Origin of the sequence: Geminicoccus roseus DSM 18922, assembly GCF_000427665.1 — a bacterium.
GTDB classification, from domain to species: domain Bacteria; phylum Pseudomonadota; class Alphaproteobacteria; order Geminicoccales; family Geminicoccaceae; genus Geminicoccus; species Geminicoccus roseus.
In genome coordinates this window covers 3,020,786-3,035,581 of sequence record NZ_KE386572.1, presented here as the reverse complement: position 1 = coordinate 3,035,581, position 14,796 = coordinate 3,020,786, and the positions used below count along the sequence as shown (strand labels likewise).

The 14,796-nt window shown below is 69.7% G+C and carries 13 protein-coding genes; 2 read left to right on the top strand and 11 right to left on the bottom strand.

Translation table 11 applies throughout. The annotated features are described in order from the left end of the window. Positions 1-61: 61 nt before the first annotated feature. From GEMRO_RS0115160 to GEMRO_RS0115130, 7 genes are read right to left on the bottom strand one after another with little or no spacing between them, the layout of a single operon-like run. Entirely contained in the window at positions 62-1,645 is a 1,584-nt protein-coding gene (locus GEMRO_RS0115160; RefSeq protein ID WP_027134674.1) for a GMC family oxidoreductase, read from the bottom strand. Continuing rightward, positions 1,638-2,672, bottom strand: coding sequence for a branched-chain amino acid ABC transporter permease (locus tag GEMRO_RS0115155; RefSeq protein WP_027134673.1), 1,035 nt, complete (start codon positions 2,670-2,672; stop codon positions 1,638-1,640). The genes GEMRO_RS0115160 and GEMRO_RS0115155 overlap by 8 nt, the downstream gene beginning before the upstream one ends. Before the next feature lie 10 nt (positions 2,673-2,682). Then, positions 2,683-3,567, bottom strand: coding sequence for a branched-chain amino acid ABC transporter permease (locus tag GEMRO_RS0115150; RefSeq protein ID WP_027134672.1), 885 nt, complete (start codon positions 3,565-3,567; stop codon positions 2,683-2,685). A gap of 5 nt (positions 3,568-3,572) precedes the next feature. Next, complete coding sequence (locus GEMRO_RS0115145) at positions 3,573-4,289, bottom strand: ABC transporter ATP-binding protein (RefSeq protein ID WP_027134671.1); 717 nt, start codon at positions 4,287-4,289, stop codon at positions 3,573-3,575. Continuing rightward, positions 4,282-5,082, bottom strand: coding sequence for an ABC transporter ATP-binding protein (locus GEMRO_RS0115140; protein ID WP_027134670.1), 801 nt, complete (start codon positions 5,080-5,082; stop codon positions 4,282-4,284). The genes GEMRO_RS0115145 and GEMRO_RS0115140 overlap by 8 nt, the downstream gene beginning before the upstream one ends. 16 nt (positions 5,083-5,098) lie before the next feature. Continuing rightward, positions 5,099-6,394 carry an ABC transporter substrate-binding protein gene (locus GEMRO_RS0115135; protein ID WP_027134669.1) on the bottom strand — a complete coding sequence of 432 codons (1,296 nt, stop codon included), beginning with the start codon at positions 6,392-6,394 and terminating at the stop codon, positions 5,099-5,101. 26 nt (positions 6,395-6,420) lie between these two features. Then, positions 6,421-7,827 carry an amidase gene (locus GEMRO_RS0115130; RefSeq protein WP_027134668.1) on the bottom strand — a complete coding sequence of 469 codons (1,407 nt, stop codon included), beginning with the start codon at positions 7,825-7,827 and terminating at the stop codon, positions 6,421-6,423. A 149-nt stretch (positions 7,828-7,976) separates the two neighbouring features. Between GEMRO_RS0115130 and GEMRO_RS0115125 the strand changes: the two genes are divergently transcribed. After that, the gene (locus tag GEMRO_RS0115125) at positions 7,977-8,933 is read left to right on the top strand and encodes a LysR family transcriptional regulator (protein ID WP_027134667.1); all 957 of its coding nucleotides are present in this window, start codon (positions 7,977-7,979) and stop codon (positions 8,931-8,933) included. Here GEMRO_RS0115125 and GEMRO_RS0115120 read toward each other — a convergent pair. From GEMRO_RS0115120 to rpiA, 4 genes are all read right to left on the bottom strand, one after another. After that, positions 8,919-10,313 (bottom strand): DHA2 family efflux MFS transporter permease subunit, encoded by a 1,395-nt coding sequence (locus GEMRO_RS0115120; RefSeq protein ID WP_035487324.1) that lies wholly within the window; start codon positions 10,311-10,313, stop codon positions 8,919-8,921. The genes GEMRO_RS0115125 and GEMRO_RS0115120 overlap by 15 nt on opposite strands. A 107-nt stretch (positions 10,314-10,420) precedes the next feature. Then, positions 10,421-10,837, bottom strand: coding sequence for an NUDIX hydrolase (locus GEMRO_RS0115115; protein WP_027134665.1), 417 nt, complete (start codon positions 10,835-10,837; stop codon positions 10,421-10,423). Between the two features lie 435 nt (positions 10,838-11,272). Beyond that, entirely contained in the window at positions 11,273-11,791 is a 519-nt protein-coding gene (locus GEMRO_RS0115110) for a gluconokinase (RefSeq protein ID WP_027134664.1), read from the bottom strand. 12 nt (positions 11,792-11,803) lie between these two features. Further along, complete coding sequence (rpiA, locus tag GEMRO_RS0115105) at positions 11,804-12,493, bottom strand: ribose-5-phosphate isomerase RpiA (protein WP_027134663.1); 690 nt, start codon at positions 12,491-12,493, stop codon at positions 11,804-11,806. Positions 12,494-12,654: 161 nt separating this feature from the next. Between rpiA and tkt the strand changes: the two genes are divergently transcribed. Beyond that, on the top strand, positions 12,655-14,730 hold the full coding sequence (tkt, locus tag GEMRO_RS0115100; protein ID WP_157505600.1) for a transketolase: 2,076 nt from the start codon (positions 12,655-12,657) through the stop codon (positions 14,728-14,730). Positions 14,731-14,796 lie beyond the last annotated feature (66 nt).

Below are 14,796 nucleotides of genomic sequence, written 5' to 3'. Positions count from 1 at the left end.
CGATCCGGCCGGATCGGTTCGTCCGCGCCGATTTGCACGAACGAACCCGAGGATCCGCTCCCTACCCTTCCCGGATGAACGTCGCGCAGCGCTCCGCCACCATGATCGTGGGGGCGTTGGTGTTGCCCGACACCATCTTCGGGAACACCGAGGCGTCGGCCACCCGCAGCCCGTCGATGCCGCGCACCCGGAGCTGCGGGTCGGTCACCGCCATCTCGTCCGTGCCCATCCGGCAGGTGCAGGCCGGGTGGTAGAGCGTGGTGCAGTGCCCGCGCACATAGTCGGCGATCTCCGCGTCGCTCTGCGCCTCGACCGACGGTGTGATCTCCTGGTCGATCAGCCCGGCCAGCGGCTCGGCCGCGGCGATCCGCCGGCTGATCCGCACGCCCTCCACCAGGGTGGCGAGGTCGCTGCCGCTGGCATCGGACGCGAAATAGCGCGGGTCCAGGTTCGGGTGCTCCAGCGGGTCGGCCGAGCGCAGGGTCAGTTCGCCCCGGCTGTTCGGCCGCTGCAGCGTGGTGTGCAGGGTCAGGCCCGGGCGGCCCGGCAGGTAGCGGGCATGGTCGCGCCCGGCCGCCATCACGCCATAGAGCTGCAGGTCGGGCTCGGCCACGTCCGGCCGGCTGCGGACATGGCCGCCGGCCGCCGCCCAGTTGCTGGTGATCGCCCCGGTGCGCCGCTCGGTCCACTCGTCGATCGCGGCCCGGATCTGCTCGCCGCTCATCCCGCCAATGCCGACCGGGTCCTTGGTGTGGAAGGTGACCGGCACGTTGATGTGGTCCTGCAGGTCTTTGCCCACGCCCGGCAGGTCGTGGACCATCTCCACCCCGAGCGGCTTCAGCTCGTCGGCCGGGCCGATCCCGGACAGGAGCAGGAGTTGCGCCGACCCGATCGAGCCCGAGGCCAGCACCACCTCGGACGCGGCGTGAACCGTGTGCGGCCGGCCGTTCTTCAGGTACTCGACGCCGACCGCCCGTCCCTTCTCGATGATCAGCCTAATGGTGAGCACGCCGGTCTCGACGGTCAGGTTCGGCCGCGCCAGCGCCGGCTCCAGATAGGCCTTGCCGGTCCCGAACCGCTCGCCGTCCTTCACGAACAGCTGGAAGAACCCGCAGCCTTCCTGGCGGGGCCCGTTGAAGTCGTCGCAGTACGGGATGCCCGCGTTCTGGCAGGCTTCCAGCCAGAGCCGCTCGGCCGGGTCCACATGGGGAACGTCGGCGATGTGGAGCGGCCCGCCGCTGCCGTGGAACGGCCCGGCCGGGTGGCGCTGGTTGTGCTCGGACTTCTTGAAGACCGGCAGGACGTCCTGCCATCCCCAGCCGGTCGCTCCGGCCGCCGCCCAGCCGTCATAGTCGGAGGGCAGGCCGCGGACGTAGATCATCGCGTTGAGGGCGCCCGAGCCGCCCAGCATCCTGCCGCGCGGCCAGAAGATCCGGCGCATCCGGCAGCCAGGCTGCGCCACGGTGTGATAGCCCCAGTCGACCTCGGTGTTGACCATGCTGATCCACATGGCCGGCATCTTCGACAGCAAGGGTGCGGCCCGGCCCGCCTCCAGCATCAGGACCTTGCGGCCCGGATCCTCCGACAGCCGGCCGGCCAGCACGCAGCCGGCCGTGCCGCCACCGACGATGATCGTGTCAAACATGCGAGCTTCCCGGGGTTTCGGCCAAGCGTGCTGGGGTGTCGGTGGAGCGGAACCGGGCGGCCAGCCCCTCGGCCAGGCCGATCACGCCGCGGGGCATCAGCACCATGGCGGCGGCGATGATCAGGCCCAGGCCGAGCGTGCGATAGTCGCCGCCGACCTCGCGCAGCGCCTCGTCGGCCAGCACCAGGATCACCGCCCCCACCAGCGGCCCCCAGAGCTTGCCGATGCCGCCCACCACCGCAATCGCGATGATGAACATCAGGGTGGAGAGCGACAGCACGTTCGGCCCGATCGCCTGGAAATGCGCGGCGTAGAGGCCGCCGGCCAGCCCGGTGAAGAACGCCGAGGCGCCGAACACCAGCAGCTGGGTCGAGAACCGGTTGATGCCGCGGGCGACGGCGCAGCCGGGGTTGTCGCGCAGGGCCTGGAAGGCCAGCCCCAGAGGCGAGCGGATCACCGCCCAGGTGAACGCCATGGTCACCGCGAACAGGGCCACCACGATCGCGTAGTTCGCGATGATGTAGTCGCCCTTGAAGATGGCGCGGGTGCCGAGGTCGCCGAACCGGGCGAAACCGACCGCGCCGCCGGTGAACTGCCGGCAGGTGGCGCCCTGCATGATGAAGCAGTCGGTGTCGGTGACGATCAGCAGATACATGACCTGCGCCACCGCCAGGGTGAGCAGCGCGACGTAGGCGCCGGCCAGGCGCAGGCAGGCCAGGCCGATGGCGAGGCTGATCAGGACGGTGGCGACCGCTCCCACCGGCATGGCCAGCCACATCGACCAGTCCAGGTAGAAGCCCAGCATCGCGGTGACGTAGCCGCCGAACGCGAACAGCGCCATCTGGCCCAGCGAGAACACCCCGGCGAAGCCGAACAGCAAATTCCACTGCGACGCGACGATCGCGTAGAACAGGGCCAGGATCACCTGGCCGATCACGTAGCGGCTGTCGGCGACGAACGGCAGCGAGGCCAGCAGGGCCAGCACGACCAGGGCGGTGATCAGGTGGCCACGATCGGAACGGCTCATCGGTGCCTCCTCACAGCCGCCGCACCGCGGCACGTCCAAACAACCCGTCCGGGCGCCAGATCAGCACCAGGATCACGATGGCGAGCAGCAGGGGAAAGCCCCAGCGGGCGCCCAGCATGTAGCTGGCGAACGCCTCGGTGAGCGCCAGCACGAAGGCGGCGGCGATGGCGCCCGGCAGATTGCCCAGCCCCGCCACCACGCACATGATGAACGCCTTCAGCATCGGGTCGGCGCCCAGCGAAGGCGAGAGCTGGGTGATCGAGCTCACCAGCAGGCCACAGGTGCCGGCGATGCCCCCCGACAACGCCAGCACCTGCAGATACACCCGACCCACAGGCACACCCAGGAGTTGGGCGGCCTCGCGGCTCTGAGCAGTTGCGCGGATAGCACGACCGGTACGGGTGCGCGCAAGGAAGAACGCGGTGGCGGCCATCATCGCCAAAACCACCAGCACGATGAGGATATTCTGCCACGGAATGAAGACGCCCCCGACCTCCACGTTGCCGGCCAGCGCGATCGACTGCCCGAACGGCTGCCCGCCGAAGATCAGCAGGACCGCGTTCTCCAGCGCGATGGCGACCCCGAACGTGGCGATGATGACGTTGGTCTCGAAGCTCTGGGGCGCGCCCACCAGCAGGGGATGGGCCACCAGCAGGTAGATCGCCCCGCCGATCAGGGCGCCGACCACCACTGGTGCCAGCACCGCCAGCGGCCAGGGCGCGCCCAGCCAGGTCGCGAGCGTGAAGGCGGCATAGCCGCCGATGGTGAGCAGCGCGCCGTGCGCCATGTTCAGCATGCCGAGCGCGCCCCAGACCAGAGCCAGGCCCAGCGCCGCCAGCGCATAGAGCGCACCCGTGGTGATGCCCGCCACGAAGACCGGGCCCAGGATCTCCATGGACGTCAGCCTCCGAGATAGGTTTCGAGCAACTCGTCGCGCTCGAGCAGGACATGGGGCAGGCCCGACCAGACGATCTTGCCATTGTCGAGCAGGTGGATCTCGTCGGCGAGGTCGGCGACCCGCGCCGGGTTCTCCTCGACCAGCAGGATGGTCCGCCCCGACGCCTTGAGCCGGGCGATCACCTCGTAGACCTGCTCGATGATGATCGGCGCCAGGCCTAAAGACGGCTCGTCGATCAGCATCACCCGGCCGCCCATCATCAGGCCGCGGCCGATGCCGACCATGCGGCGCTCGCCGCCAGACAGCGAGGAGGCAAGCTGGTCGCGCCGCTCGGCGAGCTTGGGCAGCAGCGCCTGCACCTCCTCCAGCCGGCTGCGCACCACCGCCGGGTCGTTCTCCAGATACGCCCCCATCAGGAGGTTCTCGTGGACGCTCATCTGCGGGAACAGCATGTCGCCCTGGGGGACATGGACGATGCCGGCCGCGGCCACCGCATGGGGCGCCAGGCCCGCCAGGTCCTGGTTGAACAGCCGGATGGAGCCCCTTCGGGTCGGCAGGAGGCCAGAGATCGCGCGCAGGAGGGTGGACTTGCCGTGCCCGTTGGGCCCCACCACCGTGACCAGGGCGCCGTCGGGCACCTGGAAGGAGATGCCGGCCAGGACGTCACGGCGATCATAGCCGGTGACCAGCCCCTCGATCGCCAGGGCAGCCTCAGCCATGGGCGGCTCCCGCCTCGAAGAAGCGCTGCAGGCGCTTGGTGGTGGCGGCGCCCAGATAGGTCTCCACGACCTTTGGGTCCTCCGGCACGCCGCGCGGCGGTCCCTCGTAGATCGAGCGGCCCTGGTGCATGATCATCACCCGGCTGGAAAGCTGCAGGAGGAAGCGCATCACGTGCTCGATCAGCACCACCGTGATCCCCTGGGCCCGCAGCTTCTGGACGACCTCGACCACCCGGTCGATCTCATGCGGGTTGAGCCCGCCCACCGGCTCGTCCAGGAGCACGACCCTGGGGTCGGTGGCGACCGCGCTGGCGATCATCAGGAGCTTGCGCTCCAGGACCGGCAGCTCGCCGGCGGTGCGGCCGGCAGCGTCGCCCAGGCCCAGCAACTCGATCGCCGCCTCGCTGCGCCGCAGCGCGTCCGGACCGAACCGGAACCCCGGCAGGCCCTTGCGGGGCCTGCCGAAATAGGCGGCCAGCTGGATGTTGTCGCGTACGCTCAAGGAGTCGAACGCGGCGTTGAGCTGGAAGGTGCGCACCAGGCCCAGCTGGCAGATCCGGTCGGGCGTGGCGCTGGTGACGTCCTGCCCCTGCACCAGCACCCGCCCCTGCGTGGCAGGGGCGATGCCGGTGATCACGTCGAACAGGGTGGTCTTGCCCGCACCGTTCGGCCCGCCGATGCCCAGCACCTCCCCCGGCGCCAGCGAGAGCGAGAGCCCGTCCACGGCCTTGAGCGAGCCATAGTGCTTGCTGACGTTCTCGCAGACCAGGAGGGCGGTGTCGCTCCGGGTCATCGGCAGGCCGCCCGGCTCACGCCTTGATCCAGGGCGGCAGCACGAACTGGTCGGTGGCGTAGAGTTCCGGCGCGATCAGCTTCGGGTCGGTGGTGTGGTCCTGGTGCTGCAGGAACTGGTGCGGCATGCCCAGCGACGGGTCGTAGATCTGGGTCGGATAGCAGTAGGCGGACTGCCCATCCGGATCGATCCGCAGAATGCCGTTCATGCCGCGATAGACCAGCCGCCGCATCGAGGCTGCGACCTTCTCGGCCTGCTCGCGGTCGAACGGCTCGCCCGGCCCGCCGGCGATCGCCGCGGCGAGCGCATAGTGCCAGAGCCCGTCATAGGTCTGCGAGCCGGTGATCGGCGCCGAGTTCGGCCCGAACTTCTCGCGATAGGCGTCGCGGAAGGGCTTGGAGAACTCGTCCGGCAGGCAGCCGACCACGGTGGAGTAGATCACCCCGTTGACCGCCTCCCCGCCAATCTCGCGGAAGGCTGGCAGGGACGGGCCGTACTGCATGTAGACCAGCGAATCGATCGGCTGGGTGAGGAACTGGACCATGAACTGGGCCAGGTCCTGCGGCAGGAAATGGGTGACGATGATCGCCGCCGGCGGGTCCTGGCGCAGCTTGGCGAGGGTCGGCCCCCACTGGTTGGTCGGGAACGGCACGGTCTCGAACAGGCTGACCGTGAAGCCGTATTCCTCGGCCTGCGCCTTCACCGCGTTGGCGATGACCACCGAATACTCGTTCGCGGACGGGACGATCGCGATCTTGTTGTTCGGGGCATTCCACTGCCCGGTCTCCATCAGGTTCTTCAGGAACTTGAGGCAGCCGGGGCCATAGTAATACTCGGGCGGGTCGCCCTGGAAGCAGCCGTAGTAACGCTCCGGGTCGCTCTTGAACTTCTCGTTGTGCGAGATCAGCGTGTTGTAGTGGGTGAAGATGATGTCGTTGTCGGCCGCGACGTCCATCTCCACCATGTTGGTGCCGGAATTGTAGCCGTTGATGATCGCCGGCACCTCGTAGCGGTCGACCAGGCGCTGCATCGCCTGGCTGACCACGTCGGCGCCCATGTCCTTGGTGTCCTCGATGTGCAGCTCGATCGGCCGGCCCAGGATGCCGCCCGCCGCGTTGATCTCCTCGGCGGCGAGTTCCAGTCCGTTCTTGAACTCGATGCCGTCGGCCGCGGCGAAGCCGGACAGCGGCAAAGCGGAGCCGATCGGGATCGGATCGCCCTCGGCGCGCGCCTCCCGGTTCATCGAGGCCAGCATCATCGCGGCACCGCCCAGTGCCGCCGAGCCCTTCAACAACGCACGCCGGTTCGCCATTGTCCGCTTTCCCCCTGGTTGGCTGATCAGCCCTGCATCACGCCGGCTTCCTGGAAGCTCTGCGCGATCTCGAGCACCCGGGCGTCCTCGCCGCGGGCGCCCACGATCTGCAGGCCGATCGGCCTGCCGTCGTCGGTCTTGCCGGCCGGGATCACCGCGGCCGGCTGCTGGGTCATGTTGATCGGGTAGCTGAAGCCCGCCCACTCGGTCCAACGCGCGAGGCCCGACCCTTCCGGCACCTCCAGGCCGGCGGTGAACGGCGGGATCGCGGCGCCCGGCGAGACCAGCGCGTCGTAGCGCGCCAGCGCCGCGTCCATGGCGATCCCGAACGTGGCGCGAGCCGAGCTTGCCCGGATGTAGTCGGCAGCCCCGATCCGCAGGCCGGCTTCGGCGATCTCCTGGAAGCCGGGGTCATGCGCAGCGCGCTGCCCGGCCGGCACCATCTCGCGCCTGGCCGCGGCCCCGGCGAACCAGAGGGTCTGGAACACCGCGTGCAGGTCCTGGCCCGGCAGCTCGAACGGCTCGATCACCGCGCCAGCGGCCTCCAGGGCTCGGACGACCCGCTCGATCCGCGCCGCCACTTCTGGATGGACGCTGCCGGACGGCGGATTGCTCCAGTAGCCGATTTTCAGCCCGGCGACCTTCTCGGCCGGCGCGTGCAGGCCTGGAAACTGGCCTGGCTGCTGGTACCAGTCGCGCGGGTCCGGGCCGGCCATCACCGCCAGCATCGCCTTGGCATCGGCGACGGTGCGGGTCATCGGCCCGATATGGGCGACGGTGCCGAACGGGCTGGCCGGATAGGCCGCGACCCGGCCGAAGCTGGGCTTCAGGCCGACAATGCCGGTGAAGGTCGACGGGATCCGGATCGACCCGCCCCCGTCGGTGCCCAGGTGGAACACCCCGGCCCCGCAGGCCGCCGCCACCGCCGCCCCGCCGCTGGAGCCTCCGGGAGTCACGTCCGGGCGGTGCGGGTTGCGGGTGATCCCGAAGCCGGGGCTGTCGGTGAGCGCCTTCCAGCCGAACTCCGGCGTGGTGGTGAGGCCCAGGAACACCAGGCCGGCCTCGCGCATCCGCTGGACCGCCGGGGCATCCTGGTCGGCCTCGACCGCGGGAACGGCGACGGTGCCGTAGCGGACCGCCTGGTCCTTGATCCACACGATGTCCTTGATGGTCGCCGGCACGCCGTCCACCGGGGAGAGCGGCTCCTTCGCCGCCCAGCGCCGCTGCGACGCCTCGGCCGCCGCCAGGGCGCCGTCATGGTCGATCCGGGTAAACGCGTTGAGCTCGGGCTGGATCGCCTCGGCGCGGGCCAGGGTGGCGCGGGCGACCTCGACCGGCGAGATCCGGCCGCTGGCATAGCCTTCGCTCAGTTCCGCCGCGCTCATGCGGCAGAGCGGCTCGGCATCCGCAAGGGGCTCGCGTGGCGTGCTCATCTGGCTCTTGTCCTTGTTCCCTCGACCGGAAAGACCCTAGACCGCTCGCCACCACCCAGAAAATGTATAATTGGGATTGTATAGATACATTTGATGTCAGAACTTGCCGCCGCACCGCACAATCATGGTGCGCTGCACAAGGAGAAGGCATGCAGCTCACGCTCCGGCAGATCCGCTACGTCGCCGAGGTGGCCCGGCTGGGCAGCATCCAGGCAGCCGCCCGGGCCCTGACCATCTCGCAGTCCTCGATCCTGGCGGCGATCGAGCGGGCCGAGGATGATGCCGGCGGCGCGCTGTTCGACCGTCGCCCCGCCCGCGGGGTAACCGTCACGCCGGTGGGCGAGCGGTTCCTGCACGCCGCCCGCGCCCTGCTTGCCGCCGAGGCCGAGTTCGCGCGGGCGATCGACGTGCTTGCGGAGGCGACCCCGCCCAGCATCCGGATCGGCTGCTTCGAGCCGTTCGGCCCCTTGTTCATGACCAGCATCGTGCGCCGCTACCTGGACGAGGTCGGCCCCGTCGAGGTGTCGCTGATGGGCGGCGACCAGACCGAGCTGCAGGCCTGGCTGGCGGCCGGCATGGTCGACGTGGTGGTCGCCTACGACATCGGCCCGACCTTTGCCGCGAGCTGCACCCCGATCTGCGGCGTGCCGACCCACGCGATCCTGCCGGCCGAGGATCCGCTGGCCGAGCTCCCGGCCGTGACCATCGCGGCGCTGGCCGAGCGGCCTTTGGTGCTGCTCGACCTGCCGCATACCTCGCACTTCCTGCTGGCGGTGTTCGACCTGTACGGGCGGCGGCCGCGGGTGCAGATGCGCACCCGCACCTACGAGACGGTGCGCAGCGCGGTGGCCGCCGGGCTGGGCGTCTCGGTCCTGAACATGCGCCCGCTCTCCAGCGCTTCCCCGGACGGCCGCGGCCTGGTCCGCCGCCCGATCATCGACGAGCTGCCGACGCCCACCCTGATGGTCGCCGACATCTACGGCAGCCAGAAGCCGCTGTTCGTGCGCCGCCTGATCCGGCTCATCCAGCGCTTCTTCGCCGAGGCCGGGCCGCGCGGCTTCGCGGTGACCCTGCCCGAGCGCGAGGCGGAGCTACTTCGGGCCTGAGCGCGGCCCGGCCGGACCGCCGACCAGTCCCGCCCCCGCGTCCCGGGACAGGCCCAGGAACACCGGCACCGCCAGGAGCGCGGCGATCCCAGCGGCGATGAACCCCCAGTGGAAGTCGGCGACGGTGAGGGCCTCCCCGCCCCCGTGCGCCAGCCGCGCCGCATCGAGCGAGAGCGCCGCGATGGTCACCCCCAGGGACGCCGACACCTGCTGGGCCACGCTGGTGAAGCTGGTGCCCTGGCTGTGCCGCTCCTCCGGCAGGTCGCCCACCGACAGCGAGTTGATCGCGGTGAACTGCAGGGAGCGGGTCAGCCCGGCGATCATCAGGATTCCGAACATGACCAGCCAGGGCGTCGACACCCCGAACAGGATCGGCGCCATCATGAACAGGGCGCTCAGCACCGCGTTCACCGCCAGCACCCGCCGGAAGCCGAACCTGCTCAAAATCGGGTGGGTGAGCGGCTTCATCAGGATGGCGCCGAGCGCGCTGGCAAACGTGGTCAGGCCGCTCGCCAGGGGATCCAGGCCGAAGCCCAGCTGCAGCAGGAGCGGCAGGAGGAATGGGGTGGCGCCGGCGCCGGCGCGGAACAGGAGCCCGCCCAGCATCCCGGCCCGGAAGGTCGGGATCCGCAGGAGCTGCAGGTCCAGCACGGGGTGGGCCACGATCCCGGCATGGCGGACATAGCTCCAGCCGGTCAGCGCCGCGACCATAACCAGCACCGCTGTGGCCAGCACAGGGCTCTCTCCACTGCCGAGGAACGCCTCGGCCGCCACCAGCGAGGCCAGGCAGAGCGCCAGCAGCAGGAAGCCGGAAAGGTCGAAGCGCGGCACCTCCCGGGGGGTGATCCTGGGCATCAGGAACCATGCGCCGACCAGCGCCGCGGCCCCCACCGGCAGGTTGATCCAGAAGATCCAGCGCCAGTCCGAGACGGTGACGATGAAACCGCCCACCGGCGGCCCCAGCAGCGGCCCGAGCAGCGCCGGCATGGTGAACCAGGCCATGGCGCCCACCAGCTCGTGCTTGGGCACCAGCCGCAGGATCACCAGCCGTCCCACCGGCAGCATCAGGGCGCCGCCCGCGCCCTGCAGGGCACGACCGGCAACCAGTTGCGGCAGGGTGGAGGCCAGGCTGCACAGCAGCGAGGCCAGGCAGAACAGCCCGATCGCCAGCGCGAACACCCGGCGCGCGCCGAACCGGTCGGCGATCCAGCCGCTGGCCGGCGCGAACACGGCGAGGCTGACCAGATAGGTGGTGAGCGCCAGCTTCAGGCGGACCGGGTCGGTCCCGAGATCCGCGGCGATCGTCGGCAGCGCCGTGACCAGCACGGTGCTGTCCAGGTTCTCCATGAACAGCGCCGCCGCCACGACGATGATCATCATGCGCTGGCGCGCCAACTCCGACAGAACCGTTCTCCCGGCGGCGGACAGCATCGGGCCAGGATCGGCCCGTGATCCGTCGCCAGCGGATATCTAGTGTCGGCAGGGCCTCAGGTGCAGTTCTCGAAACGCAGCAGCAGCTTTGCAAGGCTGTGCTTGCCGACCTTCTCGATCGCCTCGGAGACCGTGCACCAGCAGCGCTCGCGCTGGCCCTTCTCCGGCCAGTCGGTCAGTTCCTCGTCGACGTCGAGCCGGAACACCTCGATCTCGCAACGCACCGTGGTTCCGTCGGCCTTCCGCTTGGGATGCACGAAGCGGCCGATCGGGTTGCGCCCGATCCGGCCGATCAGCCCGGCCTCTTCCCATGCCTCGCGCTGCGCCAGCTTGTGCGGTGCCACGCCCTTTTCCGGCCGGCCCTTGGGAATGATCCAGCGGCCGGTGCCGCGCGACGTCACGAGCATGACCATCGGTTCGCCCAGATGCTCGGTGACCGGCAATGCGCCGTACTGGATCCGCAATTCCTTCACCTCGCTCCCGGACCTGCTCGGTCCCCCTCAAAACCCGGTTCTACTGACGATATCAACCATCACGATAAGGCAGGGTTCCAGGACAATCCAGCTTCTTGCGCCTGACCCAGTTCATCCCATGGCAAATCGGGCAGGGCAGCCACATTCGCCCACTCGATCCAGGAGGAAGCCGCACTCATCCATTAGAACGGCGACCGCCTCGGCATGTAAGGCCGCTAGCAAGTATTGCTGCACTAGAATGTGACAGTCTGGCGGCAGATCGACGACTTTGCCATGCAATGCGGTCTTCATGGGCAGCCCGTTGCCCCGCGGCTCGATCCCGCCGGGAGGTTGGGGGAGAAGTCATTTCCGCCGCCTCGGCCCGCGCGCGCCGGACGTACAACTGCCGGTAGCACGCGGGCAGTCCGGCGCGCTGGCCGGGGCCGGCGGACAGTCTCAGGCCTGGCGGAGCGCCTCCTCCACCAGCCGCTCCGCCTGGACGACCATGTCGTCGATGCTGCCTTCGATATCGACCACCAGCGGGCGCTCGTCCGCCGTGGGCGGCTCCAGGGTCTCGATCTGGCTGTCCAGGAGGCTGGTGGGCATGTAGTGGCCCTTCCGCTTGGCCATCCGCTCGGCAATCACCTCTTTGCTGCCCTTGAGGAAGACCACCCGGACGTCATCCTTGCCGCCGATGACCTTGTCCCGGTAGGCGCGCTTGAGCATCGAGCAGGTGATCACCCCGGACTGGCCGGCCTGCCGGCGCTCGTCGATCCACGCGGCCACCCGGTCGAGCCAGGGCCAGCGGTCCTCGTCGTTGAGCGGCGTGCCCGCCGCCATCTTCGCCACGTTGGCCTCAGGATGCAGGGCATCGCCCTCCTGGAACAACCAGCCCCGCCGCTCCGCGATCGTCTTCGCCACGGTGGTCTTGCCCGAGCTGGTCACGCCCATCACCACCAGAACCAAGTTCTTCATGCACCTGCCCGATCAGCTGCGCCGCAGCTCGCGGATGCCCGACGGCGCCGCGACCTGCACGCTTTGCGCCCTTCCGATGAAGAGCCCCGTTTCCACCAGCCCCACGATCCCGTGCAGTTCCCGGTCCAGGAAGGCGGGATCGGCGATGGGCCCGAACCCGCAGTCGAGGATGAGATTGCCGCCGTCGGTGCGGTAGGGCGTCCCTTCCATCTGCCGCAGGACCGGCACCCCGCCAAGCCCGGCGATCCGCCGCGCCGTGGCCTGCCAGCCGAATTCCACGACCTCCACCGGCACCGGCAGGTCCAGGCGGTCGGCAAGCTTGCTCTCGTCCACCACGATCACCAGCCGGTCGCTGGCCGCGGCCACGATCTTCTCGCGCAGCAGCGCCCCGCCCATCCCCTTGATCAGGTCGAGGCTGCCCTTGGCGACCTGATCGGCGCCGTCGATGGTGAGGTCGAGCCGGTCGTGCCGGGAGAAGTCGGTGAGCGGGATGCCGCCGGCCCGCGCCTGGGCGGCGCTGCGCTCCGAGGTCGGGATCGCCAGGATCCGCAGCCCCTCCCGCACCCGGCGGATCAGCGCCTCGATCGCGAACCAGGCGGTCGAGCCGGTGCCCAAGCCCACCAGCATGCCGTCCTGCACCAGCTCCACTGCCGCTTCCGCCGCGGCTTTCTTCAATCCGTCCTGCTGGGTCCCTGCCACCATCGCCCCGTCACCCCCGGTTCGCAGGCAACCCGCCGGGCCGCCTTGCGTTGATGGTATGGCAGATCGGGGGGTATGGAAGAGATGGCAGGCGTCTGGCGGCCGATGTCCCGGGTGCTGGCCGCGCCACCCCCCGGGGTCCGACCTACGAGATGGGACAGAAGATGAGCTTGAACCGCGGCGACATGGACCAGCTTTGCATCGACACCATCCGTACCCTGGCGATGGATGCGGTGCAGCAGGCCAATTCCGGGCATCCCGGCACGCCGATGGCGCTGGCGCCGGTCGGCTACCAGCTCTGGCAGAACCATCTGCGCTTCGACCCGCATGACCCGATCTGGCCGAACCGCGACCGGTTCGTGCTCTCGGTCGGCCACGCCTCGATGCTGCTCTACAGCCTCCTGCACCTGACCCGGACCCAGGCGGTCGACAGCGACTACAACAAGACCGGCAACGTGTCGGTGTCGCTCGACGACATCCGCAACTTCCGCCAGCTCGACAGCAAGTGCCCGGGCCATCCGGAATATCACCTGACCTCCGGCGTCGAGACCACCACCGGGCCGCTTGGCCAGGGCGTCGCCACCAGCGTCGGCATGGCGGTGGCGGAGCGCTGGCTGGCCACCCACTACAACCGGCCGGGCTTCGAGCTGTTCGACTACAAGGTCTATGCCCTGGCCGGCGACGGCGACCTGATGGAGGGGATCTCCGCCGAGGCCGCCTCGCTGGCCGGCCATCTCCGGCTCGCCAACCTCTGCTGGATCTACGACAGCAACCAGATCACCATCGAGGGCGGCACCGACCTCGCCTTCTCCGAGGATGTCGGCGCCCGCTTCGCCGCCTATGGGTGGCATGTCGAGCATGTCGACGACGCCAACGACCGGGCGGCCCTGGACAAGGCGCTGGCCGGCTTCCGCGCCCGCACCGACAAGCCGACCATGATCGTGGTGCGCAGCGTGATCGGCTATGGCGCGCCCAAGAAGGCCGGCACCGCCTCGGCCCATGGCGAGCCCCTGGGTGCCGAGGAGATCAAGGGCGCCAAGAAGGCCTATGGCTGGCCGGAAGACGCCCAGTTCCTGGTTCCCGACGGGGTCTACGAGCATTTCGCCGACGGCATCGGCGCGCGGAGCGGCAAGGAGAACGCCGCCTGGAAGGAACTGTTCGATCGCTACGCGGAGCAGTACCCCGACGAGGCCCGCCAGATCACCCAGATGCAGCGCCGCGAGCTCCCCGAGGGTTGGGACAAGGACATTCCGAGCTTCCCCGCCGATGCCAAGGGCATGGCCGGGCGTGACGCGTCCGGCCAGGTGCAGAACGCCATCGCCCAGCACCTGCCCTGGCTCTTGGGCGGTGCCGCCGACCTGGCGCCGTCGACCAAGACCCTGCTCAAGTTCGAGGGTGCCGGCGCGCTGGAACCCGACAATCCCGGCGGCCGCAACATGCATTTCGGCATCCGCGAGCATGCCATGGGTGCGGCCTGCAACGGCCTGGCACTTTCCAAGCTGCGCGCCTACGGCGCCACCTTCCTGATCTTCAGCGACTACATGAAGCCGGCGATCCGGCTCTCTGCGCTGATGGAGCTGCCGGCGATCTGGGTGTTCACCCATGATTCGATCGGCGTAGGCGAGGACGGCCCCACCCATCAGCCGGTCGAGCAGCTGCTCAGCCTGCGCTCGATCCCGGGCCTGATCACCCTGCGCCCGGCGGACGCCAACGAGGTCGCCGAATCCTGGCGGGTCGTGGCCGGCCTCACCCACCAGCCGGCCTGCCTGGTCCTGTCCCGCCAGCCCCTGCCGACCTTCGACCGCGAGCGCTACCGCCCGGCCGCCGGCGTGGCCAAGGGCGCCTACGTGCTGGCCGATGCCGAGGGCGGCAAGCCCGACGTGATCCTGATTGGCACCGGCAGCGAGGTGCAGATCTGTGTCGCCGCCCACGAGGCGCTGATCAAGGAGGGCATCCGCAGCCGGGTGGTCTCGATGCCCAGCTGGGAACTGTTCGAGGCCCAGGACGCCGCCTACCAGGAAGAGGTGCTGCCCACCGCCATCGAGGCGCGGGTCAGCGTGGAGCAGGCCTCCGTGATCGGCTGGGACCGCTATGCCGGCCGGCGCGGCGCCAAGATCGGCATGGAATCGTTCGGCGCCTCTGCCCCGCTCAAGGCCCTGCTCAGCCATTTCGGCTTCACCGCCGAAGCGGTGGCCCAGGCCGCGAAGGACCAGATCGCCCGGACCCGCAAGGACCGTTGAGGTCGCGCAGAAAACAGGCCCTGGCGGATCCCGCCAGGGCCTTTCCATAAAAACGACGTGCCAGGG